This window comes from Streptomyces sp. HUAS YS2, from assembly GCF_033343995.1.
Lineage (GTDB): Bacteria > Actinomycetota > Actinomycetes > Streptomycetales > Streptomycetaceae > Streptomyces > Streptomyces solicathayae.
Window position 1 is genome coordinate 4,308,512 of the sequence record NZ_CP137573.1, and the last position, 25,405, is coordinate 4,333,916.

Sequence of the window (25,405 nt, forward strand, 5' to 3'; positions counted from 1 at the left end):
CACCGGAAACCGGGGCCGGCCCGTCAGGGGTGCTGGACGGGCCGGACCCGGTCTGGAATCAGGACAGGGTGGGGACGATCGCGCGGACCTTGGCCGCGATCTCGGCCGGGAGCGGGGCGTAGCCGGCCTCGGAGAGGACCTTCTGGCCCTCGTCGCTCACGGTGTAGTTGAGGAACGCCTTCAGGGTCGGCAGGGTCTCCGCCTTGTTGCCCTTGTCGCAGGCGATCTCGTACGTGACGAGGACGATCGGGTACGCGCCCTCGGCCTTGGTGGTGTAGTCGAGGGACAGGGCCACGTCGTTGCCGGTGCCCTTGACCTTGGCGGCGGCGATGGCCTTGGAGGCGTTCTCCGTGGTGGCCTTGACCGGGGCGGCGGCACCGGTGGCGATGTCGACCGTGGAGATCTTGCTGGCGGTCGCGTAGGACAGCTCGAAGTAGCCGATGGCGCCCTCGGTGTCCTTCACGCCGGTCGCGACGCCGGAGGAGCCGTTGGCGGCCTGGCCGCCGGGGGCGGGCCACGCCTTCGACTTCGGGTCGTACTTCCAGTCGGCCGCGGCGGCCGAGGAGAGGTACTTGCCCAGGTTCTGGGTGGTGCCCGACTCGTCGGAGCGGTGGAAGGCCTGGATGGTGGTGGCCGGCAGCTTGGCGGTCGGGTTCAGCTTGGCGATCGCCGCGTCGTTCCACTTGGTGATCTTGCCGTCGAAGATCTTGGCGATCGTGGAGGCGTCGAGGACGAGGTTGTCCACACCGTTCAGCTTGTAGCCGATGGCGATCGGGCCGCCGACCATGGGCAGGTTGACGCCCTTGCCGCCCTTGCAGATCTTCTGCGACTCGGCGACCTCTTCGTCCTTGAGAGCGGAGTCGGAGCCGGCGAAGGAGACCTGGCCCTGGTTGAACTTGGTGATGCCGCCGCCGGAGCCGATGGCCTGGTAGTTGACCTCGACGCCGTCACAGGCAGCCTGGAAGTTCTTGACCCACAGGTCCATGGCGTTCTTCTGCGCCGTGGAGCCGGCGGCCAGGAGCTGGCCCTTGGCGCCGTCGCACTTGATGTTCGACGCGGCGGCGGTCTTCTTGCCGCCGTCGGTGTTGCCGCTGTTGTCGTCCGAACCACACGCCGAGAGGACCAGGGCGCCGGACACGACGAGGGCACCGATCGCGGAGGCGCGAAGCCCGTTCTTGCGCGAAAGCTTCACTTTCGGGTGTTCCTTCCAGAAGCCGCCCGCCGGGACCTGTTGTCCTGGCCGTTCTATGACGGCGTGTGTCGGGGTGAGTGCAGCGGCGCAGTGCCGTGCACCTTGTACGGCCGAAATTAGGCAGAACAGGTGAAGCCGTCGACGGAGGAGAGTGAACGGAAAGTGAACCGTGCCGAAAGGCGTGGTGCGGATGCCCGTCGCGGGTGGCGTCGGCGGGCGGAGGTGCCTCAGCGCGCGGCCGAGGACACGAGCGCGTCCAGGAGGGCGCGGTCGCGGGGCTGGACTCCGCCGTGCCCTTTCGGTGATACCGCTCGTTGAGTCGTTGCGACTGACGGTGCACAAGGGGGTGTGGCGTGATCGACACGCGTGATGCCGAGCGGGCGTCCAGGACGTTCTCCCGCTGGTACGTGGCCCCTGAGCTACAGATGTGGCTGGACAAGGGTGGCACACCGGACAGCTGGTTGGGCGGGCGGACGCCATTGATCTCTTACGCCCGGGTCTCCGCCGACCGGCTGGACGGCGACTCGACCGGACTCACCCGCCAGCACAGGAACAACACCAGAAACGCGGAGCGGCTGGGCTGTGCCGTGGTGCTGTACTACGAGGACAACAATTTGACGGCCGCGAAGGCCGCCGTGACGCGCCCCGCGTTCCACTGGATGTGCCAGGACATTGCACATGGTTGTGAGCGGGAGTCGGGGATTCCCGTTCGTGGGTGCGTCAGCGTCGAGCGCGAACGGGTCTACCGCCTTCCCCGCGACTTCGTCCGCTTCCAGGACGCTCTGATGATGGCTGGCGACGGAGTCTTCATCGAGGGCTCATCGGTGCTTGATCTTGCTTGTGACGACGGCCTGGGTCTCGGTTTGGCGGAGGTGGACAGAGTCCGCACGCGTACGGCGAGGAGCCGTGCCGACCGGGCGGAGGAAGGCCGGGTGTTTGCCGGGCCTCGTCGATTCGGCTGGCTGGGAGCCGCTCGGAACCCCTTTCGCTGCGGTAACAAGCACAGGAACGACGATGAGTGGCCGCACCTGGTCGCCATGATCAAGGCGCGAGCCGCGGGCATGTCGTGGCGAGGGATCGCCGCTGACCTGAACAGGCGAGGCGTCGGGACGGCACGGGGAGGCCGCTGGTCGGAACAGGGCGTGAAGGCGCTCGTCGCGAATCCGGCCTGGTGGGGTGGTCGAGTTCTCGACGGCGTCCTGGTGACGGATCCGACAACCGGCGAGCCAGTGATCGGGGAGTGGCACCACGTCGACGAGGAGCTGGAGGGGATCGGCTTCGAGACGTGGAAGACCATCATGACGGGGGTGAACGCTGCGCGTCTCCATCGAGGCATGCGGCGGGAAGGAGTCTGCCCGGGCCCGACGGATGCCATGAAGGTCCGGGCATACCTGTTCTCGGGAGTTCTGCGGTGCGGGCGGCTCAACGACCTCGGCGAGGTCTGCCACTCGAAGCTGAGCGGAAACCGAGCGACGGGCAGGAACGCCAAGTACGGCGACTATTACCGGTGCGGAGACGTCAACTGCAGGGGAATCGGTCGCGGGGTGGAATCGGTGGACCGGTACCTGGAGGGTCTGGTACTCGACTACCTGGACGAGTATTTCTCTGGCACCACACAGGACACGACTGCGTGGCGCGGTGAGGAGAAGCTGACCGCGCTCTGTGTGCAACGGCGGGCGATCGAAGAATCGGTTGCCGCAGGGAAGTCGGCCTGGGGCGACGTCCGTGACCTGCTGGCGCGGCTAACTAGGAACATCGAGGATTTGGGGGCCGAAAGGCAGGAGCACCTCGACGCCGAAGCGAAACGAAACCTGCTGCGTGGGTGGCGTCGGGAGAAGTGGGGGAGCATGGCGCTGGAACGGAGACGCGAGGTGATTTCCTGCGCACTCACATCGGTGCTCGTACTGCCCGTACCGGCGGGTGTTAGTGACAAGGCTCCCTTTGACCCCTCGCTTCTCAGGCCAGTGTGGCGCCGGGCGGCGGTTCATTCCACGCTTTGAGGAAGGCGTCGACGAGCTCCTTGTCTCTCTGCTGTGTCAGGCGGGCTCGCGCCGCCTCGGGAGAGAGCCACAGCAACCGGCTTACCTCCCGGTTCGGTTCGAACGAGCCACCGGCCACCTCGGCTGCCCAGTAGCGCACCTCTTTCGGGCGGCCTTCCACTGCGTAGTGAACGGTCGGCAGCTCGATGCCAAGGTCGCAAGTCATGCCGGTTTCCTCCCGCACTTCCCGACGCGCGCCATCCTCCGCCTTCTCCCCACGCTTCAGCTTGCCCTTCGGGTGCGACCAGTCGCTCCACTTGGGGCGGAAGACCAGGGCGATCTCGATGCCCCCGCCCGCGAGTGCCGGGCGCCACAGGACGCAGCCGGCGGCCAGGATCGGGGTGGGGGCGGAGGTCATGAGACGGGGGCCGTGGCGCGTTGCCAGGTCTGCTGGAAGGCGAAGCGGGAGGCCTCGACCTCGTGGCGCTGGTCGGCGTGCAGGACACCGAGGGCGTACGCGGTGGCCGGGGCGATCCGGGGGGTGCGGGCGGCCGTAGCGGCCGCGGCGGCGGCCTCGGCGGCGTCGCGGTGCCGGTCCAGGGTCCGGCCCGCCTCGTACAGGACGGGGTCCGCGGCGCCGTCCGCGCGCAGCGCCTCCTGCGCGTACCGGTGCAGCCGGAGCAGCTGGCGGGCCCGGTGCCAGGGGGCGTCCTGGGCCTCGCCGGCGGCGAGCTCCAGGGCCTCGGCGTTGTACGGGTGGGCGGCGCGGGCCAGCGGCAGGAGGGTGACGGCGTCGAGCAGCCGGCGTTCGACGACCTCGGCGGGCGCGTGCAGGACTTCTTCGGCCGATGCGGCGCCGGCCGGGCCCAGCGGCACGTCGGAGGCGAGCAGCGCGACCGCGTCGGCGACCGCGTGGAACCGGGACGAGCCGAGCGCCTGCAGGGCCGCCGAGTGGGCCCGGGTCCGGGCCAGGGTGAGCTGGCGTTCGAGCAGCGCGCCCGCGCGGGCGGCGCCCACGGTCAGCCCGTGTCCGCCGCCGTCCGAGCCGCGGGCGGCCGGGACGCCGGAGCCGTTCGCGCCCGCGCCGGCCGCGCCGCCCCCGCCCGACAGGCGGGACAGCGCGTCCACCAGCCGGACGAGCCGGGAGGTGCAGGCGTGCTCCAGGGCCAGCGTCCCGGAGAGCCAGGCCAGCTCGGTGCGCAGGTCGTCGGCCCAGACGGGGTCGAGCAGTACCCGGAAGGTGTGCAGGGTGCCGCTGATCCGGCGGGCCGCGCCGCGCAGCGCGCGGGCGGCTTCCTCCGCCCCGCCGGTGTCCGCGCCGCTCTCGGCGTGCAGCCGCAGGCTGCGCAGGAAGTCCGCGGCCCGGGCGTGCAGGAAGGGGGCCAACACCTCCCCCGCGGTCCGTTCCCGTGCCGTCGTTTCCCGTGCCGTCGGTTCCCCTGCGGGGGGCAGGCCGCCTGCCGTGGGCGGTCCTGCCGTCACGTCGCGGGGAAAGTCAGGGTTGTGCACGCCGGCGCCTCCGCGCGTCGATGAGCATCTCCTGGACGTGCCGCAGCGGCTGGCCGTCCGGGTCGGTCGCGTGACGCGTCCAGTTCCCGTCCGGGCCGAGGTGCCAGGAGGAGGTGGTGTCGGACATGCCGGTCTCCAGGAGCCGGGTGAGCGCGGCCCGGTGGGCCGGGTCGGAGACCCGGACCAGGGCCTCGATGCGGCGGTCCAGGTTGCGGTGCATCATGTCGGCGCTGCCGAGCCACACCTCGGGTTCGCCGCCGTTGCCGAAGGCGAAGATCCGGGAGTGCTCCAGGAAGCGGCCGAGGATCGAGCGGACCCGGATGTTCTCGGAGAGGCCGGTGACGCCGGGCCGTACGGCGCAGATGCCGCGGACCCAGATGTCGACCGGGACACCGGCCTGCGAGGCCCGGTAGCAGGCGTCGATGATGGCCTCGTCGACCATGGAGTTGACCTTGATGCGGACGTAGGCGGGCCGTCCGGCGCGGTGGTGCACGACCTCCTTGTTGATCCGCGTGATCAGGCCGTCCCGGAGGGACTTGGGGGCGGTGAGCAGGCGCCGGTAGGTCTCCCGGCGGGAGTAGCCGGAGAGCCGGTTGAACAGGTCGGACAGGTCCGCGCCGACCTGCGGGTCGGCGGTGAGCAGGCCGAGGTCCTCGTACAGCCGGGCCGTCTTCGGGTGGTAGTTGCCGGTGCCGACGTGCGAGTACCGGCGCAGCGTCTCGCCCTCCTGGCGGACCACGAGCGACAGCTTGCAGTGCGTCTTCAGGCCGACGAGGCCGTAGACGACGTGGCAGCCTGCCTCTTCCAGCTTGCGGGCCCACTTGATGTTGGCCTGCTCGTCGAAGCGGGCCTTGATCTCGACGAGGACGAGGACCTGCTTGCCGGCCTCGGCGGCGTCGATGAGCGCGTCGACTATGGGGGACTTGCCGGAGGTCCGGTACAGCGTCTGCTTGATCGCGAGGACGTCCGGGTCGGCCGCGGCCTGCTCCAGGAAGGCCTGGACGGAGGTGGAGAACGAGTCGTACGGGTGGTGGAGCAGCACGTCCCGCTCGCGCAGCGCGGCGAAGATGTCCGGCGCGGACGCGGACTCGACCTCGGCGAGGTCGCGGTGGGTGCCGGCGATGAACTTCGGGTACTTCAGTTCGGGCCGGTCCTGGGAGGCGATGCCGAACAGGCCGGTCAGGTCGAGCGGGCCGGGCAGCGGGTAGACCTCGGACTCGGAGATCTTCAGCTCGCGGACCAGCAGGTCGAGCACGTACGGGTCGATGGACTCCTCGACCTCCAGGCGGACCGGCGGGCCGAAGCGGCGGCGCAGCAGTTCCTTCTCCAGGGCCTGGAGCAGGTTCTCGGCGTCGTCCTCCTCGACCTCGAGGTCCTCGTTGCGGGTCACCCGGAACATGTGGTGCGCCAGCACCTCCATGCCGGGGAACAGCTCCTCCAGGTGCGCCGCGATGACGTCCTCCAGGGGGACGTAGCGCTGCGGGGAGGCCTCCAGGAAGCGGGTCAGCAGCGGCGGGACCTTGACCCGGGCGAAGTGCCGGTGGCCGCTGACCGGGTTGCGCACGACGACGGCCAGGTTGAGCGACAGGCCGGAGATGTACGGGAAGGGGTGCGCGGGGTCGACGGCGAGCGGGGTGAGGACCGGGAAGATCTGCTGCCGGAAGAGGGTGAAGAGGCGGGCCTGCTCCTTCTCGGTGAGCTCGGGCCAGCGGATGAGGTGGATGCCCTCGTCGGCGAGGGCCGGGGCGACGTCCTGCTGGTAGCAGGCGGCGTGCCGGGCCATGAGCTCGCGGGACCGGGTCCAGATCAGGTCGAGGACCTCGCGGGGCTGCAGGCCGGAGGCGGAGCGGGTGGCGACGCCGGTGGCGATGCGGCGCTTGAGGCCGGCCACTCGGACCATGAAGAACTCGTCCAGGTTGGACGCGAAGATCGCCAGGAAGTTGGCTCGTTCGAGGAGCGGGGTGTGCGGGTCCTCGGCGAGTTCGAGGACGCGCTCGTTGAACGCGAGCCAGCTGCGTTCCCGGTCGAGGAAGCGCCCCTGGGGCAGCTCGGCGCCCTCGCCGTCCTCCTCGTACGCGTCGAGATCGGCGTCCAGGTCGGGCTCGAGGTCCGACACGGGGCCCGAATTGACGGCGTGCGGGCGGTGCGCGGCTATGGAACCGATCGACGGCTGGGCGGTCGGCTGGGCGGAGGACTGGACCGGGACCTCGGCGGGCTGCTGGCTCATGGCCCCATTCTTCCGCGCGAAGGGGTGAACGGGCGCGTCGGAGCGGGCCGTGGTGGGAGGAAGTCTCCCCGGGGGGAGTGGGCGCACGGCGGGCTTCATTGAGTGAGCGTCGCAAGTGCGTCTGAATGGGGGGTGACGACGACATGTCGTGCGGGCGACTGTGGGCGGGGCCGCAGGGGCCCCGCCCACGGGCCGGGACGGGCGTCTCAGCCGTGCCGGCGGCGCAGCACGCGGAACGCGAGCAGGATCGCGAGGGCGGCGACGGCGAGGCAGATGCCGGTCTCGACGAGTTGGAGCGGCCAGAAGTGGGACGCCGGGTGGACGTCCATGAATTCGGCGACGCCGCCGCGGGCGGTCATGCACTGGCGCGCGTCCACGTCGGGGGTGACGACGCAGTCGCCCCAGCGGATGCGTTCACCCGTGGCGGTGACCATCCCGTGGTCGAGCCGCCAGTCGGCGGAGGCGGAGACGTCCACGCTGCTGCCGGTGATCGTCTTCACGGGCCACAGGCCGGCCCGCAGCCAGGCGAGCACCGCGAGGGCCGCACCGGTGATCAGCGCGGTGACGCTCATCGCGACGACGGTGCGCCGCACGAGCAGGCCGACGGCCGCGCCGAGCGCCAGTCCCAGGAGGGTGTGCGCCACCGGCACGATGCCGTACGAGACGAAGACGTTCGGCTCGTACCAGTACGTCGGGTAGTCGTGGGCCGGGCCGGTCCGCCAAGCCCAGTAGAAGGCGAGGCTCAGCAGCGGGAGGCCCGCGAGGACGAGGGCGGCGGGCACGGCGAGTTTGGCGGCGAGCCAGCGCGTCGGGGTGACGGACTGGGTCCACGCCAGTTTGTACGTGCCGGACTCCAGCTCGCGGGCGAGCATCGGACCTGCGACGAACGCCCCCACGATGCCGGGCAGGACGAGCATGCCCATGGCGGCGTACTCGACGATGTGCCGGGCGTTCCACTGGTCGTCGAGGTAGTCGCGAGTGGGCTGGAAGCAGGTCGGGTTCTCGCTGGAGACGGTGCAGCCCGCCGCGCGCAGCGCCGCCACGGCGCTGTCGGACCAGAGCCGTGAGGTCACCAGCGCGACCACGGCGACGGCGGCGAGGCCGAGTGTCCACCACAGCGCCTTCCGGTGCTGTCGGACCGTCACCCAGTACGGGCCCTTCAGGGCGAGGCTGCTCATGCCGGGGTTCCTTCCGGGGTGCGCTCGGTGCTGAGGTGGGCGAGGAGGAGGTCCTCCAGGGTCGGCGGTGTCGTCCGCCAGGGGCCGTCCACCGGGCCCTCGCGGCGTACCAGCGCGGTGAGTTGACGGCCCGTCGTGCGCGAGGAGACGACGGTGTGCGGCGCCAGGTCGGCGACCGGGCCCGTCAGGAGCGTGTGCGCGGCGAGCAGGTCGTCGATCGCGCCCTCCAGGCGGATCCGGCCGCCGTGCACGAGGAGGAGGTGGTCGCAGGCGCCCTCCAGCTCGGTGAGGATGTGCGAGGACATCACCACGGTCGTGCCGTGCTCCGCCGCGTCGGCCATGAGCGCGCCCATGAGTTCGCGCCGGGCGAGCGGGTCGAGGTCGGCCATCGGCTCGTCGAGCAGCAGCACCTCCGGTCGCTTGCCGAGCGCGAGGGCGAGGGCGAGGCGGGTGCGCTGCCCCCCGGACAGCGCACGCACCTTCGCGTCGGACGGCAGCGGGCCGGCGGCGGTGATCCGTTCGGCGACGGTGTCGTTCCAGCGGTCGGGGTTCAGCTCGCGGCCGAGCCGCAGGGTCTCGGCGACGGTGAGCTGTCCGTACAGCGGCTTGTCCTGGGCCACGTACGCGATCCGCTCCCGTGCCGGGGCCTGTAGCCGGCCCTCGGTGGGGCGGAGCAGGCCCGCGGCCAGGCCGAGCAGCGTCGACTTGCCGGCGCCGTTGGGGCCGACGAGGGCGCAGATCCGGTTGCCGGGCAGGGCGAAGTCGCAGTCTTTGAGCGCCCAGGCCCGGCGGCGGGCGTAGCGCAGGCCGAGGCCGTCGGCCTCGATGACCGGGTCGGTCATGTGTGGTCGTCCCCCTTGAAGTGCTGTTCCAGTACGGAGGTGAAGAGCGCGGCGACGTCGTCCCGCTCCAGTCCGGCCGTCCGTGCCCGGCGCGCCCACTCCGCGAGTTCCGCCCGCAGGGGCGAGTCGGCGGGTGAGGCGGCGCCGAGCGTCGCGCGGACGAAGGTGCCGAGGCCGCGGCGGGCCTCGACGAGGCCCTCGCGTTCCAGTTCGCGGTAGGCCTTGAGCACCGTGTTCGGGTTGATGGCCGTCGCTTCGACGACCTCGCGCGCGGTGGGCAGCTGGTCGCCCGGCTCCAACAGGCCCATGCGCAGGGCCTGTTTGGTCTGCTGGACGATCTGGAGGTAGGTGGCGACTCCGCTGCGCCGGTCGATGCGGTACTCGACCATGTCGTCCTTCCACCACCCTTTCACTATTCGAATAGTGAAAGGGTGGTGGAAGAGAGGGGGCGGTGTCAACCGCCCCCTGTCAGAAAGGTCTTGGGTCCGAGGCTGCTACGACTCCGTGCGGTACATCAGGTCCACCTCGTGCGTGGCGAAGCCGAGCCGCTCGTACACCGTCACGGCCGCCGTGTTGTCCGCGTCCACGTACAGCATCGCCGTCGGCAGGCCCTGCGCCGCCAGGTGTCGCAGCCCGATCGCCGTCAGCGCCTTGCCGAGCCCGCCGCCCTGCGCCTCCGGAAGGATGCCGACCACGTACACCTCGCCGAGCTGCTCCTCGGCGTGCGTCTTCGTCCAGTGGAAGCCGACGAGCCGGCCGTCCTTCTCGGCGAGGAAGAAGCCCTTCGGGTCGAACCACGGCTCGGCCGTCCGGTCGTCCAGGTCGCGCTGGGTGAGCGAGCCCTGTTCGGGGTGGTGGGAGAAGGCCGCCGCGTTGACCGCGAGCCAGGCCGTGTCGTCCTGGCCGGGGACGAAGGTGCGGATCGTGACGCCCTCGGGGAGCACCGGCTCGGGGATGTCGAGCGGGTTCAACGGGCGGCGCATCTGGCGCAGTTCACGGAACAGCGTCAGTCCGAGCACCTGGGCCAGGTGGCGGGCGGCGGACTTGCCGCCGTGCGCCCACACCCGCAGCCGTTTGCCGGAAGCGGCGAGCAGCGCGCTGCCGAGCGCCCGGCCGTGCCCGCGGCCCCGGTGGCTCGGGTGCACGACGAGCTCGGCGGCCGGCGCCTCGATCGGGTCGGTGTCCTCCAACTGGGCGTATCCGCGCAGTTCGGGGCCGACGGTGAGCAGGAAATGACGGATGCCCTCACGCCTGCCGTGCCGGAGGTACAGCCGTCCCTGCTCGGAGACGGCGTGCATGCCGTCGACGCGGTCCGCCTCCGCGAGCAGCTCGAGGACCTGGTCGACCTGCTCGGGGGAGAGCTCGTCGAGGGTGTGGATCTGCCGTCCGGGCTCCAGAGCCGGAGTCGAGTCAATCGTCATGAGTACGAGCCTACGGCGGGTGGCCGCGCAAGTCGGAGAAGCCGTCCGGGGGGTCAATGGCAACCGGCTCGTAACCCGCTCCCCCCTGTTGCGCTACGCGCGTTGACTCTAGGCTGCACCGGCAGGCCAGGAGTCGAGCGACGCCGCACAAGGGGCGCGGGGGCCTAAAGGGGAGAGCATGTCCACGAATCGGAAGAAGTCCACAGCGGCACGGCGGATACTGGCCGCCGGGGCGGGGATCGCCACGGTCGGCGCGCTCGTCGCGGCGCTGCCCGCCGGGGCCGCGCAGACCAGCGGCGGGGGCGGCTACGGCCAGGGGCGTTACGTCGACGTCCAGCTGCTGTCCTTCAACGACCTGCACGGCAACCTGGAGCCGCCGACCGGCTCGTCGGGCCGCCTCACGCAGCTCAACCCGGACGGCACCACCAAGACCGTCGAGGGCGTCGGCGGCGCCGAGTACCTGGCCACGCACCTGCGGCAGGCCCGCCAGGGCCACCCGTACTCCGTCACAGCGGCCGCGGGCGACATGATCGGCGCCTCGCCGCTGGTGTCCGGCCTGTTCCACGACGAGCCGACCGTCGAGGCGCTGAACAAGCTGAAGCTCGACGTCAGCTCCGTGGGCAACCACGAGTTCGACGAGGGCGCGCGCGAGCTGGCCCGGATGCAGAACGGCGGCTGTCACCCGGTCGAGGGCTGCTTCGAGGAGGGCAAGACCTTCCAGGGGGCGAACTTCCCGTACCTCGCGGCCAACGTGACGGACGAGAAGTCGGGCCGTCCGATGCTGGACCCGTACTTCGTGTGGGAGCGCGACGGCGTCAAGATCGGCTTCATCGGCGTCACCCTGGAGGGCACGGCGAACATCGTGTCGGCGGAGGGCATCAAGGGCCTGAAGTTCGGCGACGAGGTCGAGACGATCAACAAGTACGCCAAGATCCTCGAGCGCAAGGGCGTGAAGTCGATCGTCGCGCTGCTCCACGAGGGCGGCATGCCGGCCTCGGGCGCGTACAACTACGACTGCGACACCCCGGGCGCCGGGGCCGGCATCTCCGGCCCGATCGTCGACATCGCGAAGAACGTGACCCCGCAGGTCGACGCGCTGGTCACCGGCCACACCCACCAGGCGTACGCGTGCACGATCCCGGACCCGTCGGGCAAGCCGCGCACGGTCACGTCGGCGGCGTCGTTCGGCCGGCTGTACACGGACACGACGCTGACCTACGACCGTCGTTCGAAGGACATCGTCCGCACCGCCGTCGCCTCGGCGAACCACGTCGTCACCCGTGACGTGGCCCCGGCGAAGGACATGACGGACCTGATCGGCCGCTTCAAGGCGCTGGCCGCGCCGATCTCGAACCGTCCGGTGGGCCACATCTCCGCCAGTATCGAGAACCCGCTGCCCGACCCCAAGGACCCGGCCGTCGGCATCGAGAGGCCGCTCGGCAACCTGATCGCCGACGCGCAGCTCGAGGGCATGGCCCCGGCCGACAAGGGCGGCGCCCAGCTCGCGCTGATGAACCCGGGCGGTGTCCGCGCGCCTCTGACGTACGCGCAGTCCGGTGGTGAGGGCGACGGCGTGGTGACCTACGGCGAGGCCTACACGGTGCAGCCGTTCACCAACATGATGACCGCGGTCGACCTGACCGGCGCCCAGCTGATCACCGCCCTGCAGCAGCAGGTCAGCGGCGCGAACCAGGCCGCCCCGAAGATCCTCCAGGTCTCGAAGGGCTTCACGTACACGCTGGACCTGACCAAGACCGGCGCGGACCGGATCGTCGTCGACTCGGTGAAGCTGAACGGTGAGGCGATCGACCCGTCGAAGACCTACCGCGTCGCGATGAACGAGTTCCTGGCGGGCGGCGGCGACGGCTTCGCCGTCCTGAAGGACCACAAGAACAAGCTGGTCGGCGCCTCCGACCTGGACCTGTTCACCGCTTACCTGGGCGCCCACTCCTCGGCGACCACCCCGCTGGCCCCGCCGGCGACGGACCGGATCACGATCGTCAAGTAACCCGGATCCGAAGAGGGGCGGCGGACCGTTTCGACGGACCGCCGCCCCTTTCCCGTACGTTACTTTCGGGTACGCGCGACTCTGGCATTCGTTGTCGCGTACGCGTCATACTCCGGCACATGGACCGACGAAGCTTTCTCGCGGGCGCCGCGGCAGCCGGTGCCACCCTCCTGATCGGGGCCCCCTCCGCGCGGGCGGTCACCACCCAGGACTGGATGGCCGGCCACGGCGACCCCACCCCGCTCCAGAAGCTCACCATCCCCGGCACCCACGACTCCGGCGCCCGCTACGGCGGACTCTGGTCCGAGTGCCAGAACACGACGATCGCGCAGCAGCTCGCCTCGGGGATCCGGTTCCTCGACGTGCGCTGCCGGGTCACCGGCGGCTCCTTCGCCATCCACCACGGCTCCTCGTACCAGAACATGATGTTCGGCGACGTCCTCGTGGCCTGCCGCGACTTCCTGGCCGCCCACCCCTCCGAGACCGTCCTCATGCGGGTCAAGCAGGAGTACTCGTCGGACTCCGACGCCACCTTCGGCGCGATCTTCGACGACTACCTCGACAACCGCGGCTGGCGTCCCCTGTTCCAGATCGGCGACACGCTCCCCGCCCTGGGCCAGGCCCGCGGCAAGGTCGTCCTCATCGCCGACAACGGCGGGTTGCCCGGCGTGCGCTGGTACGGCGGCGCGTTCGACATCCAGGACGACTGGAACGCACTGCCGGACGCCAAGTACCCCAAGATCGAGGCCCACTTCCGCAAGGCCGTCGAGCAGCCGGGCCGGATGTACATCAACTTCGTCAGCACGTCGGCCTATCTGCCGCCGCGCTGGAACTCCGACAGCCTCAACCCGCGCGTCCACGCCTTTCTGGACGGCACGGCCCGCTCCTGGAAGGGCCTCGGCATCGTCCCCATGGACTTCCCGAACACCCGCTCAGGCCTGGTCGCCTCGCTCATCGCCCACAACTGACGGAGGCGGCGCCGCGGCCCCCGGGAGGCGGACCACCGCCGCGGTGCCGCCGCCCTCCGCCGCGGCCAGCGTCACCGTGCCGCCCGCCTGATGGACCGTACGGGCCACGATCGACAGGCCCAGGCCCGACCCCGGCAGGCTGCGCGCCGACGGGGAGCGCCAGAAACGGTCGAAGACGTGCGGGAGTTCGTCGGCCGGGATGCCCGGCCCGTGGTCCCGTACCGTCAGCACGCCGCCGTCCGACAGGGTGACCTCCACCGTGCCGCCCGGCGGCGAGAACTTCACCGCGTTGTCCAGCACGTTCACCAGCGCCCGCTCGAGCCCGGCCGGCTCCGCCCGTACGTACCAGGGCGCGAGCTCCGTGACGAAGGTCAGCTCGGGCCCCCGCAGCCGCGCCCGGTCCAGCGCCGACCGCAGGATCTCGTGCAGCGCCACCACCTCCAGCGGCCCCGGGGCCACCGCGTCCGGCCGGGCCAGCTCCTGCAGGTCGCCGATCAGCGCCGCAAGCTCCGTCATCTGCGCCTTCACCGACGCCATCAGCGCCCGCCGGTCGTCCGGCGGCAGAGCGCGGCCCGTCTCCTCGCTCCGCGCCAGCAGCTCGATGTTGGTGCGGAGGGACGTCAGGGGAGTGCGCAGTTCGTGGCCCGCGTCCGCGATCAGCTGCGCCTGCCGGTCCCGGGACGACGCGAGCGCCGCCGTCATCGCGTTGAACGAGCGCGACAGCCGCGCCACCTCGTCCTCGCCCTCGACCGGGATCCGCACCGTCAGGTCCTCGGTCGCGGCCACGTGCTCGACCGCCTCGGTCAGCCGGTCCACCGGCGTCAGCCCGGCCCGCGCCACCCACAGCCCGGCCGCCCCGGCCCCGATCACCCCGATGCCGGAGACCAGCAGCAGCACCCAGGCGAGGGTGGCCATGGAGTTGTCGATCTCGGACGTCGGCCGCGCGACCTGCACGCCCACCGTGCCTTGCCCGATCACCGCCTGGTACGTGTGGACCCGCATCTCCTGGCCGTTCTCCGCCCGCTCCGTGCGCAGGGCGGACCCGAGGTCGCCGCGAGCCACCGCCAGATCCGCCACCCGGACCGGGATCGGCGAGGCGCCGAACGAACAGGACTTCCCGGTGGTCAGAACGATCTGCACGGTGTCCCGGACGCCCGCCGGGACCGGAGCGTCCTGGCTGCCGCTCGCGCAGCTCAGCACGTAATCGTTGAGGTGCCTCTCGGGCAGCCGGAAGTCCTGCAGCGACTGGTCCCGCTCCGACTCCAGCTGCGCCCGCGTCACGAACCAGCACGCCGCCGACACCGCCGCGACCGCGACCGCCACCGCCGTCGCCGTCAGCAGCGCGAGACGGGAGCGCAGCGGCAGCCCCCGGAACCGTCGGAGCAGCCGCCCGGTCACGCCTCGCCGCCGGCCCGCAGCACGTAGCCGACGCCGCGCACCGTGTGCACCAGGCGCGGCTCGCCGCCGGCCTCCGTCTTGCGCCGCAGATACATCACGTACACGTCCAGGGAGTTCGAGCTGGGCTCGAAGTCGAAGCCCCACACGGCCTTCAGGATCTGCTCCCGGGTCAGCACCTGCCGCGGGTGCGCCAGGAACATCTCCAGGAGCGTGAACTCGGTGCGGGTCAGCTCCACCGGCCGGCCGCCCCGGGTCACCTCGCGGGTCGCCAGGTCCATCCGCAGGTCGGCCAGGGAGAGCACGTGGCCCTCCGGCTGCGCCGCCGTGGCGCGCACGTACGAGCTGCGCCGCAGCAACGCCCGGATCCTGGCGAACAGCTCGTCCAGCTCGAACGGCTTCACCAGGTAGTCGTCCGCGCCCGCGTCCAGGCCGGTGACCCGGTCGCCGACTGTGTCGCGGGCGGTCAGCATCAGGATCGGCAGGGTCGCGCCGGAGGCCCGGATGCGCCGGGCCGCGGTCAGCCCGTCCATCCGCGGCATCTGCACGTCGAGGACGACGAGGTCGGGGGCGTACGACTCGATCTTCGCGAGGGCGTCGAGGCCGTCGACGGCCTCCTCGGTGCCGTACCCCTCGAAGGCGAGACTGCGGCGCAGCGCCTCGCGGACCGCGGGCTCGTCGTCGACGATGAGGATGCGGTCGCCTTCGTTCTCCGGACCTGTCATGGGCCAAGACTCGCACGCCGGATCGGCGTCCGGCCCGGACGCGTTCAGTTGTCGCCGCCCGAGCGGAGCGCGTCGAGATCGCCCTTCACGGTGTCGATCGGGATCGCGAAGCCGAGGCCGACGCTGCCGGCCGTGGAGCCGTTCGAGGAACTCGGCGAATACATGGCGGAATTGATCCCGATGATCTCCCCGTTCATATTGATCAGCGCGCCGCCGGAATTCCCCGGGTTGAGGGAGGCGTCGGTCTGGATCGCTTTGTACGTGGTCTTGGAATCACCGGTGTCGCCGTTGAACTCCTGCCCGCCGAACTCGAACGGCCAGCCCTGCCGCGGGTCGTACTGCGGCTGCTGTTGCTGCTGGTCCCGGCCCTCGTCCTTCGCCACCGTCACGTCGCGGTCCAGGGCGGAGACGATGCCGCTGGTGACGGTGCCGGTCAGGCCCTCGGGGGAGCCGATCGCCACGACCTCCTCGCCCACCTTCACCTTGGACGAGTCGCCGAGGGTGGCGGCCTTCAGCCCGGACGCGCCCTGGAGCTTGATCAGCGCGAGGTCCTTGTCGGGGTCGGTGCCGACGACCGTGGCCCGGTACCTCTTGCCGTCGCTCAGCTGCACGGTGATCTCGGAGGCACCGGAGACGACGTGGTTGTTGGTGACGATCTCGCCGTCGGACGTGATGATCACGCCGGAGCCGGTGGACTTGCCCGCGGTGCCGCTCGCGGAGATCTCCACGATGGAGGGGGACACCGCCTCGGCCACGCCGGCGACGGTGCCCTTGTTGCTCGCCACGACGTTGGTGCCGCTGACCCCGCTGGAGCCGGCCGCGACCGGGTCGGCGGTGTACTGCTGGACCAGGGTCGCTGTGCCGCCGCCGATCGCCGCCGCGGCGATGGCCACGGCGGCCATGAGACCGACGCCCCGCTTGGCCCGGCGCGGGGCGGGGGAGGCGTGGGCAGGACCCGGCTGGTACGGCGGCTGTGGCGGCTGCGGCGGGTAGTACGGCTGCTGGGGCTGCTGGGGGTAGTCCGTCATGGCAACGACTTTCGGAGCCGTGCATGAGAACTGTCTGAGAAAGGGCTGAGAAGCCCGACAGAAGCGTGTATGCACCAAATAAAGACGGGGCCCGCCTCCGAGGACGGGGCCCGCTTCGACGAAGAGGGGCCCGCTTCGGCCGCCGCCGGTCGGCCGCGGCCGCTACTCGCAGCCGCAGGAGCGGCGGAGCACCAGCGCCGACGGGAACTGCTTCACGCGCTCCCGGCGCGACCCCGCCACCCGCAGCGAGTCGTCCAGGACCAGGTCCACCGCCGCCCGGGCCATCGCCGGACGGTCCGAGGAGATCGTGGTCAGCGGCGGATCGGTGAGCGCCGCCTCCTTCACGTCGTCGAAGCCCGCGACCGCCAGCTCGCCCGGCACGTCGATGCGCAGCTCGCGGGCCGCGCGCAGCACGCCGATCGCCTGGTCGTCGGTGGAGCAGAAGATCGCCGACGGCCGGTCCGGACCGGAGAGGATCTTCAGACCCACCCGGTACGCGTCGTAGCGGTTGTACGGGGCCTCGAAGAGCAGCCCGTCCGTCGGCCGGCCGGCCTCCTGCATCGCGCGCCGCCAGCCCTCGACGTGGTCGGCGACCGGGTCGCCGACCGAAGGGGTGTCCGGGACGCCACCGAGACAGGCCACGCTCGCGTGCCCGTGCTCGATCAGATGCCGGGTGGCGAGCTGCGCGCCGCCGATGTCGTCGGTCACGACGGCCACGTCGTCGATCGCCTCGGGCCGCTCGTGCAGCAGCACCACACGGGCGTCCCAGGCCTCGATCTCCTGCGCGGCGCGCTCGCTGGGGCCCTGGCTGACCAGGATCAGTCCGGCGACCCGCATGCCGAGGAAGGCCCGCAGGTAGTGCACCTCGCGGTCGTCGCGGTAGTCGGAGTTGCCGACCAGCACCATCTTTCCGCGGTCGGCGGCGGCCCGTTCGACCGCGTGCGCCATCTCAGCGAAGAACGGCTGCCGGGCGTCCGGCACGATCATGCCTATGAGGTCCGTGCGCCGCGAGGCCATGGCCTGCGCGACGCGGTCGGGCCGGTAGCCCAGCTCCTTGATGGCGGCGAGGACACGCTCGCGCGTGGCCGGGGCGACCGGCCGGGGTCCGTTGTTGATGACGTAGCTCACGACTGCGGTCGAAGTACCCGCCAGTCGCGCCACGTCGTCCCGCGTCACCTTGGCCACGCGCGGAAGTCTACGCGGGGGGACCTACCTCTTGGCAGGTCGGGCTGTGGCTTCCACCACGTCCCTGTCCTCCGAAGGGGTGAGGTCACGCGTGGCTTCCTTGACCCGCGCGCCCTCCTTGGCCCGTGCCTCCTCCGCCGCGCGCTCCACCTTCTCAGGGGCTACGAACCGGTAACCGACGTTGCGGACGGTGCCGATCAGCGACTCGTGCTCGGGGCCGAGCTTGGCCCGCAGACGCCGTACGTGGACGTCGACCGTCCGGGTGCCGCCGAAGTAGTCGTACCCCCAGACCTCCTGAAGGAGCTGGGCGCGGGTGAAGACCCGGCCGGGGTGCTGGGCGAGGTACTTCAGCAGCTCGAACTCCTTGAAGGTCAGGTCCAGGACCCGGCCCTTCAGCTTCGCGCTGTACGTCGCCTCGTCGACCGACAGGTCGCCGTTGCGGATCTCCATCGGGGAGTCGTCGGACACGATCTGCTGGCGGCCCATGGCCAGCCGCAGCCGCGCCTCGACCTCCGCGGGGCCCGCCGTGTCGAGCAGCACGTCGTCGATGCCCCAGTCGGCGGTGACGGCCGCCAGGCCGCCCTCCGTGACGACGAGCACCAGCGGGCAGCCCGGGCCGGTGGAGCGGAGCAGCTGGCAGAGCGAGCGGACCTGCGGGAGGTCGCGCCGGCCGTCGACCAGGATCACGTCGGCGCCCGGGGTGTCCACGAGCGCCGGGCCCTCGGCGGGGGCCACCCGCACGTTGTGCAGCAGCAGGCCGAGGGCGGGGAGCACCTCCGTCGACGGCTGGAGGGCGTTGGTCAGGAGCAGCAGAGAACTCATCGCGCGCCCCCTGTCTCGATCGCCCCGCCTGTCCGGGGCGTCCTGCCTGCCTGGGTCGTCTTCGGTCGTCGTCGGTCGTGCACGGTTGGCTCGCCCATCACGTCGGTTCCTCCTCGGTCCCTGCGAGGCGTTTTCGGCACTGCTTCGTTCTCACTCACTGCTCCCGCGCCCTGAGAGCTTTCGTTCACCTGCTCGTAACAACGGCGGCAAAACACAAAAGGACCCGGGGGCTTCGCTGCCCGGATCCTCTCGCCAAGCAGAATAGCCCAGAAGAGTTCCGAGGCAGAGGGTCGATTTCACATGGTGGATGTTTCCTCGATCACTTATGGCCCTCGGCGCGCCACCCTCACGACGGACGACGGTGTCCGGATCGAGGCGGTTTACGAGCCGTGTACGGCAAGTGTCACCGATTCCGCGCCGACCGCCATCGTGGTCGCCCACGGCTTCACCGGCTCGGTGGACCGTCCGGCGGTGCGCCGCGTCGCCGAGGTCCTGACGCGGGACGCGGCGGTGGTCACGTTCTCCTTCCGCGGCCACGGCCGCTCCGGCGGCCGGTCCACGGTCGGCGACCGGGAGGTCCTCGACCTGGCCGCGGCGGTGCGCTGGGCGCGTGAGCTGGGCCACGAGCGCGTCGTCACGGTCGGCTTCTCGATGGGCGGATCCGTCGTCCTGCGACACGCCGCACTGCACAGGGGGCGCACGGAAGCACACACCGACGCGGTTGCTGCCGTGAGCGCCCCGGCGCGCTGGTACTACCGGGGGACGCCGCCCATGCGACGCGTCCACTGGGTGATCACCCGCCCGGTCGGGCGGCTCGTCGGCCGCTACGGCCTCGGCACCCGGATCCACCACGAGGAGTGGGACCCCGTACCGCTCTCCCCGGTCGAGGCGGTCCCGCTGATCGCGCCGACACCGCTGCTGATCGTGCACGGCGACCGCGACCCGTACTTCCCCCTCGATCACCCGCTCATGCTCGCCGAGGCCGCAGAGCGCGCGGGCCGGCCGGCCGAACTGTGGCTGGAGCGGGGGATGGGCCACGCGGAGAACGCGGCGGCCGAGGACCTCCTCGTCCGGCTGGGCGACTGGCTCACCCGCCGATAGACCATCATGGGGGGCGGCGCGCACACGAACGAAGGGAGCGCCGCTATGGCAGCGGGAACCATCCGCTACTGGGCCGCGGCCAAGTCCGCCGCCGGTGTCGCCGAGGAGCCGTACGCCGCCGAGACCCTGGCCGAGGCGCTGGACGCGGCGCGGGCCGCGCATCCGGGCGAGCTGGTCCGCGTCCTGATGCGGTGCTCGTTCCTGGTCGACGGGGACCCCGTGGGGACCCGCCCGCATGAGACCGTACGGCTGGCCGAGGGCGGCACGGTCGAGGTGCTCCCGCCGTTCGCAGGAGGGTGAACCGGAGACATGAGCAGTGACCAGCAGTACGGGTACGGCGAGCAGCCGTACGACCCGTACGGCCAGCAGCCGGGGCAGTCGTACCCGCAGCACCAGCCGCAGTACCAGGACCCGGGGACGACCCAGACCTGGCAGGGCCAGACCTGGGACACCCAGTACCAGCCCACCGTCGCCCCGGCGGCCGACGAGACCGCCTACCTCCCGCAGCAGCCCGCCGCACCGCTGCCGCCTGAGGCCCCCGTCGCGTACCAGGAGCCGGCCGCCGCGCCGGCCTCGCCCGCGCCCTCCGGCGCCGAGCCGGGTCCCGCGTACTCCGCGCCCACCACCTCCGGCAACACCCGGATCACCGACGCCCAGCGCGCCCGCGCCGAGGGCCGCTCGCCGATCATCGACCCGGGCATCCAGCCCGCCGGACTCACCGCCGTCCTCGGCGTCCTGCTCGCCGGCGGCGCCGCGCTCGGCCCGTACGCGCTGCTCGTGCCGCTGGTCCTGCTCCAGGCCGTCACCGCCGCCGGCTGGTTCCGGCTCAACGGCATGTGGCCGGCCCGGCAGGGCATCGCGCTCGCCTTCGCCGGCGGTCTGGCCGCCGACGCCGCGCTGCTCGCGGCCGGCCGGGACAACGCCCCCGCCGCGATCATCGGCACGCTCGGCGTCTGGGTGCTGCTCACCCTCGTCCTCCAGCTGCGCAGCCACGCGGACCCGGACGAGCGGATGTACGGCCTGATGGCCACCGTCGCCTCCGCCGCCCTGACGATCCTGGCCGCCGGACACCTCGGCGCGGACCCGGACGCGGTCGTCGTCGGCGGGCTCGCCGTCGCCGTCGCGACCGTCGCACGCGCCCTGCCGCTGCCCACCCCGGTCTCCGTCGTCGTGGCACTGCTCGCCGCCGCGGGCGCCGGCATCGCGGCCGGCGGGTTCACCGGCTTCGGCGCCGCGGGCGCGGGGCTCGGGCTGGGCGCGGGGATGTGCGCGCTGATCGGTCTGCGGGTCGCCGCGTACGACTACCCGTCCCGCTTCGTGCACATGACCGCGGGCGTCGCGCTGCCCCTGACGGCCGCCGCTCCCGCCGTCTACCTGCTGGGACGCGCCCTGGCCTGACCGGGCGGCCCGGCACGTCGGGCCCGCCCCTCGGAACCATCCGGCCCCCTGACACGTCGATGAACATGTCAGGGGGCCGAGGCTTTTGGGTCGTGTGGGCCGTGTGAGCCGTGTAAGTCGTGAGGGACGAACGGGGGACTGCGGGCCGTGCGAGCACTGCGGGTTGTGTTGATCGTCGCCGTACTGCTGATCGGGGCACTGGTCGGCGCCGACCGGCTCGCGGTCGCGTACGTGGAGTCCGAGGCGGCCGACCGGGTGATGCTCGGGCCGGTCCGGGCGGGCTCGACCGAGGTGGACATCAAGGGCTTCCCGTTCCTCACCCAGGTCGCCGACCGGCGCTTCGACCAGGTCGACGTCGTCGTCACCGGCATGGAGACCCAGGCCGGCAAGCGGAAGATCCGGATCAGCGAGCTGTCGGTGGCGCTGCACGACGTCACCGTGGACGGCGACTGGGCCGGCGGGAAGGCGCGCAGCCTGACCGGCACCGCGCTCGTCTCGTACGGGGACCTGACCAAGGCCGCGGACAGCAACGTGTCCGTGGCGTACGGCGGCAACGGCAAGGTGAAGGTCACCGGCAGCTTCAAGCTCCCGCTGATCGGCCGGACGGTGACGCGGAGCGTCGTGTCCACCGTGACCCTCGTCGACGGGAACACCATCCGGGTGCGCGCCGACGAGGTGCCGGGGGAGGGCATCCCCGGCCTGGAGGACCTGGTCCGGTCCCGTACGGACTTCGAGCGGAGCATCGGAGACCTGCCGGCGGGGATGAAGCTGGAGCGCATCGAGGCCCGCGCGGACGGCGTGGCGATCGCCGTGACCGGCACGAATGTGGCGTTGACGGGCTGAAACGCCCATGCGGGTCACATGCTGAGACGACGCTGTCCGATCCGCAGATGCGGAACCGGGACAGCGGGCCCCGAGTCGGGCGGCGGGCCGCGCCGGGGGGATCGCGTCCCACTTTGTGGACGATCGCGTCTCAAAATACGACACACCGGTGACATGGCCGCCTGTCCGTCCCTACGATCGGTGGCATGAAGCGACAGGCGGATCTCACGAAGCGGCGGGCAGTAGACCTGTGCCGCATCGCCGCCATGCTCTGTCGCTCCGTCTGAGCGGGACGTCCGAATCCCGTATTCCTCAGGCTCTCCGACCGTCCGGGTCGGGGTCGCCCACCCCGTGTAGCCGTACGCACGCGATGACGCGTACCCGCACCATCCCCTGCACGACACCCGCCGCACACTGCCCCGGAGGAGAACAAGCATGGCTCGCACCGACGTCCTGGTAGACGCCGACTGGGTCGAGGCCAACCTCGACAACCCGCAGGTCGCCGTCGTCGAGGTCGACGAGGACACCTCGGCGTACGAGAAGAACCACATCCGCAACGCCATCCGGATCGACTGGACGAAGGACCTGCAGGACCCGGTCCGCCGCGACTTCATCGACCAGGAGGGCTTCGAGAAGCTCCTCTCCGCGAAGGGCATCGCGAACGACACCACGGTCGTCCTCTACGGCGGCAACAACAACTGGTTCGCCTCGTACGCCTACTGGTACTTCAAGCTCTACGGTCACCAGGACGTGAAGCTCCTCGACGGCGGCCGCAAGAAGTGGGAGCTCGACTCCCGCGACCTCGTCGCCGAGGTGCCGACCCGCCCGGCCACCGAGTACAAGGCCAAGGCACAGGACGCCTCGATCCGCGCCTTCCGCGACGACGTCGTGGCCGCGATCGGCGCCCAGAACCTGGTCGACGTCCGCTCGCCCGACGAGTTCTCCGGCAAGCTGCTCGCCCCGGCGCACCTCCCGCAGGAGCAGTCGCAGCGCCCCGGCCACGTGCCGAGCGCCCGCAACATCCCGTGGTCGAAGAACGCCAACGACGACGGCACCTTCAAGTCGGACGACGAGCTCAAGGCCCTCTACGAGGACGAGCAGGTCGACCTGGCGAAGGACACCATCGCCTACTGCCGCATCGGTGAGCGTTCGGCCCTGACCTGGTTCGTCCTGCACGAGCTGCTGGGTGTCGAGAACGTCAAGAACTACGACGGCTCGTGGACCGAGTACGGCTCCCTCGTCGGCGTGCCGATCGAGCTCGGCGCCAACAAGTAACCCCTCCCCTCCCCCAGGACAGGACGAAGAACATGTGTGGAGCCCAGGTCGGCGGCCCCGACGTCAGCACCCTCAAGCCCGGTGAGACGGCCATCCAGGGCCAGGTGACCAAGGACGGCGAGCCCGTCACCGGTTACGTGCGCCTCCTCGACGGCTCGGGCGAGTTCACCGCCGAGGTCCCCACCTCGGCCACCGGCCAGTTCCGCTTCTACGCGGCCGCCGGCGAGTGGACCCTGCGCGCCCTCATCCCCGGCGCCCAGGCCGACCGCAAGGTCGTCGTCACCGAGACGGGCAGCCTGACGGACGTCGCCATCGCGGTGTGATTCTCAAGGCTTCGAGCGGCTGCGCCGGACTCCGTCCCTCGGAGCCCGGCGCGGCGTGAAGCCTCACCTACTGGCCGAAGGGCCGCACTTCTGGGGGTTGGACGCTTCCTGTGCGGTCCTTCGTGCCGTTTCCGGTCCGATGATTCGGCCGACCGTGTGACCTTCGCGCGCCTGGCTCGTTGACACGTTCGACGGGCAGGTGATCGGGGGTGGGGCATGGTCGAGCGTTCCGCATCCGGACTACGGGTGCTCAGTCCTCCGCGCCTGGTTGCCCCCACGGGGGCGCTCACGGTCCGGACCAGGCTGCGGTTGTCGGACCGCGACGCCTTGGTCCTTCGCGAACTGGCCGAGTACCTGTCCCGACTCGCGTCCCGCGACCTTGCCGAGCGGGTAGCTCTGGGTACCCGACACAACGCCGCTGATTTCGCGCGGCGCAAGCGCGAGTTGACGGCCCTCACCTCTTCCCGGTGGGCGGGCACGATCACGCGCGGTTCGAACGACCAGTGGCAGCTGGCCAGGCGAGCGCAGGCGGCTCACCTGAAGAGCCTTGTCGCCGAGATCGAGACGATCGAGCGGCGGCTGGCCGTTCCGGTCGGTGAGCGTGACGGGTCCACGAGGATCAAGGGCTATCCGACGCGGCGCGTCCGGGCGGCCAAACAGCAGCGCCTCCAGTGCCTTCGGGCGCGAGCCGCCCGGGTTGGCGTCGATGCGGCGGCGGGGCGGGTGCATGTGGTCCGCGGGGGCAAGGACCTCCTGCGTCATCGCCTGCATCTGGGCCGGTCGGAGCGGTCGTTGGAGACGTGGCGGGACCGCTGGTGGGAAGCGCGGAACCGGATCGAGGCGGACGGCGAGGCCGGGAAGACCTACGGAAACCAGTCCCTCAGAGTCGATCCCGACGGCGTCGTCGTGGTCAAGTTGCCGGCGATGCTCGCGGAGCGTCATCGGGAGCACTGCGACCGCTTCGGCCGCTACACCTTGGACGCGCGTTGCCGTTTCGCGTACCGCACCGAGGAGTGGCGTGCGCAGGTCGAGGCGCATCGGGCCGTCGGCTACACCGTCCGGTTCGACGGGGGCCGCTGCTATCTGACTGCGTCGTTCACCCCGGCGGAAGCCGCCCTGCCGGCGGGCAGGGACGACGAGGCGTTGATGACCGCGGCGCTGGCCGGTGGCGTGCTGGGCATCGACCAGAACGTGGACCACCTCGCGGTCTGGCGTCTGGACGTGCACGGAAACCCGGTGGGGCGGCCCGACCGCATCGATGTCGACTACGGGGGACGGGCGTCCCACCGTGATGCGCAGGTGAGGCACGCCTGCAGCAGGCTGATCCGGGCTGCCAAGGCGTCAGGAGCTACGGCCCTGGTGGTCGAGGACCTCGCATTCGACATCGGTCGCGAGCGATGTGGTTGGTCGAGGCGGTCAGGGCGGCGCTTTCGGGCGCTGGTGGCTGGTATGCCGTACGCGGACTTCATGTCGCGGCTGGTGGTGATGGCGCATCGGGCGGGCCTTGCGGTGATCGTGGTGGATCCCGCGTACTCCAGTCGGTGGGGCGCGCAGCACTGGCAGCGGAGTACGACGACGACACGAGTGAAGACGTCCCGGCACGAGGCTTCGGCCGTCGTGATCGGGAGGCGCGGCCAGGGGCTGGGCGCGCGGCGTAGGGCAGAGAAGTCCGTATCCCGCAGGCAGACGGAATCGGTCGGGCGAGTGCGCTTGGAGGCGCGCCGCCGGACTGGTACGGAGACCCATCGCCCGCCCGCGCACCACACGAGGCCCGTTTCCCTCCGCGCACCGAGGACCGTCGATCGTCCGGAGGACGGCGCACGGGATGCGCCACGCCGACGGACGCCGACAGCGGTCCAGGCTGCCCAGGACCGTTCGGGGCAGCCCGCCGATGCCGTTCCGGCTGTCGGCGGTCAGGGACGGTTGGACGCCATCACCAGGACTATTGGACGCCATCACCAGGACTAGAGGCACGGCCCTTCGGTCTGCCCGGGGGTGGGGGTCGGG

The 25,405-nt window shown here is 71.3% G+C and carries 23 protein-coding genes; 10 read left to right on the forward strand and 13 right to left on the reverse strand.

All coding sequences use genetic code 11. From position 1 onward, the window contains the following. Window positions 1-58 precede the first annotated feature (58 nt). Window positions 59-1,192 (reverse strand): phosphate ABC transporter substrate-binding protein PstS, encoded by a 1,134-nt coding sequence (pstS, locus tag R2D22_RS19865; protein ID WP_318105382.1) that lies wholly within the window; start codon window positions 1,190-1,192, stop codon window positions 59-61. 353 nt (window positions 1,193-1,545) lie between these two features. Between pstS and R2D22_RS19870 the strand changes: the two genes are divergently transcribed. Next, window positions 1,546-3,192, forward strand: a complete 1,647-nt coding sequence (locus R2D22_RS19870) for a recombinase family protein (protein WP_318105384.1) — start codon at window positions 1,546-1,548, stop codon at window positions 3,190-3,192. Here R2D22_RS19870 and R2D22_RS19875 read toward each other — a convergent pair. From R2D22_RS19875 to mshD, 7 genes are all read right to left on the reverse strand, one after another. Continuing rightward, a complete protein-coding gene (locus R2D22_RS19875; protein WP_318105386.1) occupies window positions 3,149-3,589 on the reverse strand; it encodes an NUDIX hydrolase in 441 nt (146 codons plus the stop codon). The genes R2D22_RS19870 and R2D22_RS19875 overlap by 44 nt on opposite strands. Next, window positions 3,586-4,623: a CHAD domain-containing protein gene (locus tag R2D22_RS19880; protein WP_411977153.1), complete on the reverse strand. Its 1,038-nt coding sequence runs from the start codon at window positions 4,621-4,623 to the stop codon at window positions 3,586-3,588. Before R2D22_RS19880 ends, R2D22_RS19875 begins: the two co-directional genes overlap by 4 nt. A 43-nt stretch (window positions 4,624-4,666) precedes the next feature. Beyond that, entirely contained in the window at window positions 4,667-6,907 is a 2,241-nt protein-coding gene (locus R2D22_RS19885; protein ID WP_318105394.1) for an RNA degradosome polyphosphate kinase, read from the reverse strand. 206 nt (window positions 6,908-7,113) lie between these two features. Next, window positions 7,114-8,085 (reverse strand): hypothetical protein, encoded by a 972-nt coding sequence (locus tag R2D22_RS19890; protein ID WP_318105396.1) that lies wholly within the window; start codon window positions 8,083-8,085, stop codon window positions 7,114-7,116. After that, window positions 8,082-8,927 carry an ABC transporter ATP-binding protein gene (locus R2D22_RS19895; RefSeq protein WP_318105399.1) on the reverse strand — a complete coding sequence of 282 codons (846 nt, stop codon included), beginning with the start codon at window positions 8,925-8,927 and terminating at the stop codon, window positions 8,082-8,084. The genes R2D22_RS19890 and R2D22_RS19895 overlap by 4 nt, the downstream gene beginning before the upstream one ends. After that, window positions 8,924-9,316, reverse strand: a complete 393-nt coding sequence (locus R2D22_RS19900; RefSeq protein WP_318105401.1) for a GntR family transcriptional regulator — start codon at window positions 9,314-9,316, stop codon at window positions 8,924-8,926. Before R2D22_RS19900 ends, R2D22_RS19895 begins: the two co-directional genes overlap by 4 nt. Window positions 9,317-9,421: 105 nt before the next feature. Further along, window positions 9,422-10,348: a mycothiol synthase gene (mshD, locus tag R2D22_RS19905; RefSeq protein ID WP_318105403.1), complete on the reverse strand. Its 927-nt coding sequence runs from the start codon at window positions 10,346-10,348 to the stop codon at window positions 9,422-9,424. A gap of 178 nt (window positions 10,349-10,526) precedes the next feature. Here mshD and R2D22_RS19910 point away from each other — a divergent pair, with 178 nt between their 5' ends. Together R2D22_RS19910 and R2D22_RS19915 are read left to right on the forward strand one after the other, a co-directional pair. Beyond that, a complete protein-coding gene (locus R2D22_RS19910) occupies window positions 10,527-12,356 on the forward strand; it encodes a bifunctional metallophosphatase/5'-nucleotidase (protein ID WP_318105406.1) in 1,830 nt (609 codons plus the stop codon). A 119-nt stretch (window positions 12,357-12,475) separates the two neighbouring features. Next, entirely contained in the window at window positions 12,476-13,324 is an 849-nt protein-coding gene (locus tag R2D22_RS19915) for a phosphatidylinositol-specific phospholipase C (protein ID WP_318105408.1), read from the forward strand. Here R2D22_RS19915 and R2D22_RS19920 read toward each other — a convergent pair. From R2D22_RS19920 to R2D22_RS19940, 5 genes are all read right to left on the reverse strand, one after another. Further along, a complete protein-coding gene (locus tag R2D22_RS19920; RefSeq protein ID WP_318105410.1) occupies window positions 13,289-14,722 on the reverse strand; it encodes a sensor histidine kinase in 1,434 nt (477 codons plus the stop codon). The genes R2D22_RS19915 and R2D22_RS19920 overlap by 36 nt on opposite strands. Continuing rightward, window positions 14,719-15,444 carry a response regulator transcription factor gene (locus R2D22_RS19925; protein ID WP_318105413.1) on the reverse strand — a complete coding sequence of 242 codons (726 nt, stop codon included), beginning with the start codon at window positions 15,442-15,444 and terminating at the stop codon, window positions 14,719-14,721. Before R2D22_RS19925 ends, R2D22_RS19920 begins: the two co-directional genes overlap by 4 nt. Before the next feature lie 44 nt (window positions 15,445-15,488). Further along, window positions 15,489-16,472 carry a S1C family serine protease gene (locus R2D22_RS19930; RefSeq protein ID WP_318105415.1) on the reverse strand — a complete coding sequence of 328 codons (984 nt, stop codon included), beginning with the start codon at window positions 16,470-16,472 and terminating at the stop codon, window positions 15,489-15,491. Between the two features lie 162 nt (window positions 16,473-16,634). Continuing rightward, window positions 16,635-17,657, reverse strand: coding sequence for a LacI family DNA-binding transcriptional regulator (locus tag R2D22_RS19935; RefSeq protein ID WP_318105416.1), 1,023 nt, complete (start codon window positions 17,655-17,657; stop codon window positions 16,635-16,637). 24 nt (window positions 17,658-17,681) lie between these two features. Beyond that, window positions 17,682-18,479: a winged helix-turn-helix transcriptional regulator gene (locus R2D22_RS19940; RefSeq protein WP_318105418.1), complete on the reverse strand. Its 798-nt coding sequence runs from the start codon at window positions 18,477-18,479 to the stop codon at window positions 17,682-17,684. A gap of 300 nt (window positions 18,480-18,779) precedes the next feature. Here R2D22_RS19940 and R2D22_RS19945 point away from each other — a divergent pair, with 300 nt between their 5' ends. The 7 genes from R2D22_RS19945 (at window position 18,780) to R2D22_RS19975 (ending at window position 25,366) form a co-directional block, all read left to right on the forward strand. Further along, window positions 18,780-19,580 (forward strand): alpha/beta hydrolase family protein, encoded by an 801-nt coding sequence (locus R2D22_RS19945; RefSeq protein WP_318105421.1) that lies wholly within the window; start codon window positions 18,780-18,782, stop codon window positions 19,578-19,580. A 45-nt stretch (window positions 19,581-19,625) separates the two neighbouring features. After that, window positions 19,626-19,880 carry a MoaD/ThiS family protein gene (locus tag R2D22_RS19950; protein ID WP_318105423.1) on the forward strand — a complete coding sequence of 85 codons (255 nt, stop codon included), beginning with the start codon at window positions 19,626-19,628 and terminating at the stop codon, window positions 19,878-19,880. 9 nt (window positions 19,881-19,889) lie between these two features. Continuing rightward, on the forward strand, window positions 19,890-20,978 hold the full coding sequence (locus R2D22_RS19955; protein WP_318105424.1) for a hypothetical protein: 1,089 nt from the start codon (window positions 19,890-19,892) through the stop codon (window positions 20,976-20,978). Between the two features lie 147 nt (window positions 20,979-21,125). After that, the gene (locus R2D22_RS19960) at window positions 21,126-21,821 is read left to right on the forward strand and encodes an LmeA family phospholipid-binding protein (RefSeq protein WP_318105426.1); all 696 of its coding nucleotides are present in this window, start codon (window positions 21,126-21,128) and stop codon (window positions 21,819-21,821) included. Window positions 21,822-22,235: 414 nt separating this feature from the next. Then, entirely contained in the window at window positions 22,236-23,075 is an 840-nt protein-coding gene (locus R2D22_RS19965) for a sulfurtransferase (RefSeq protein WP_318105428.1), read from the forward strand. Window positions 23,076-23,107: 32 nt separating this feature from the next. Next, window positions 23,108-23,398 carry a DUF1416 domain-containing protein gene (locus R2D22_RS19970; protein WP_318105430.1) on the forward strand — a complete coding sequence of 97 codons (291 nt, stop codon included), beginning with the start codon at window positions 23,108-23,110 and terminating at the stop codon, window positions 23,396-23,398. A gap of 216 nt (window positions 23,399-23,614) precedes the next feature. Then, window positions 23,615-25,366, forward strand: a complete 1,752-nt coding sequence (locus R2D22_RS19975) for a transposase (protein ID WP_318105433.1) — start codon at window positions 23,615-23,617, stop codon at window positions 25,364-25,366. Window positions 25,367-25,405 lie beyond the last annotated feature (39 nt).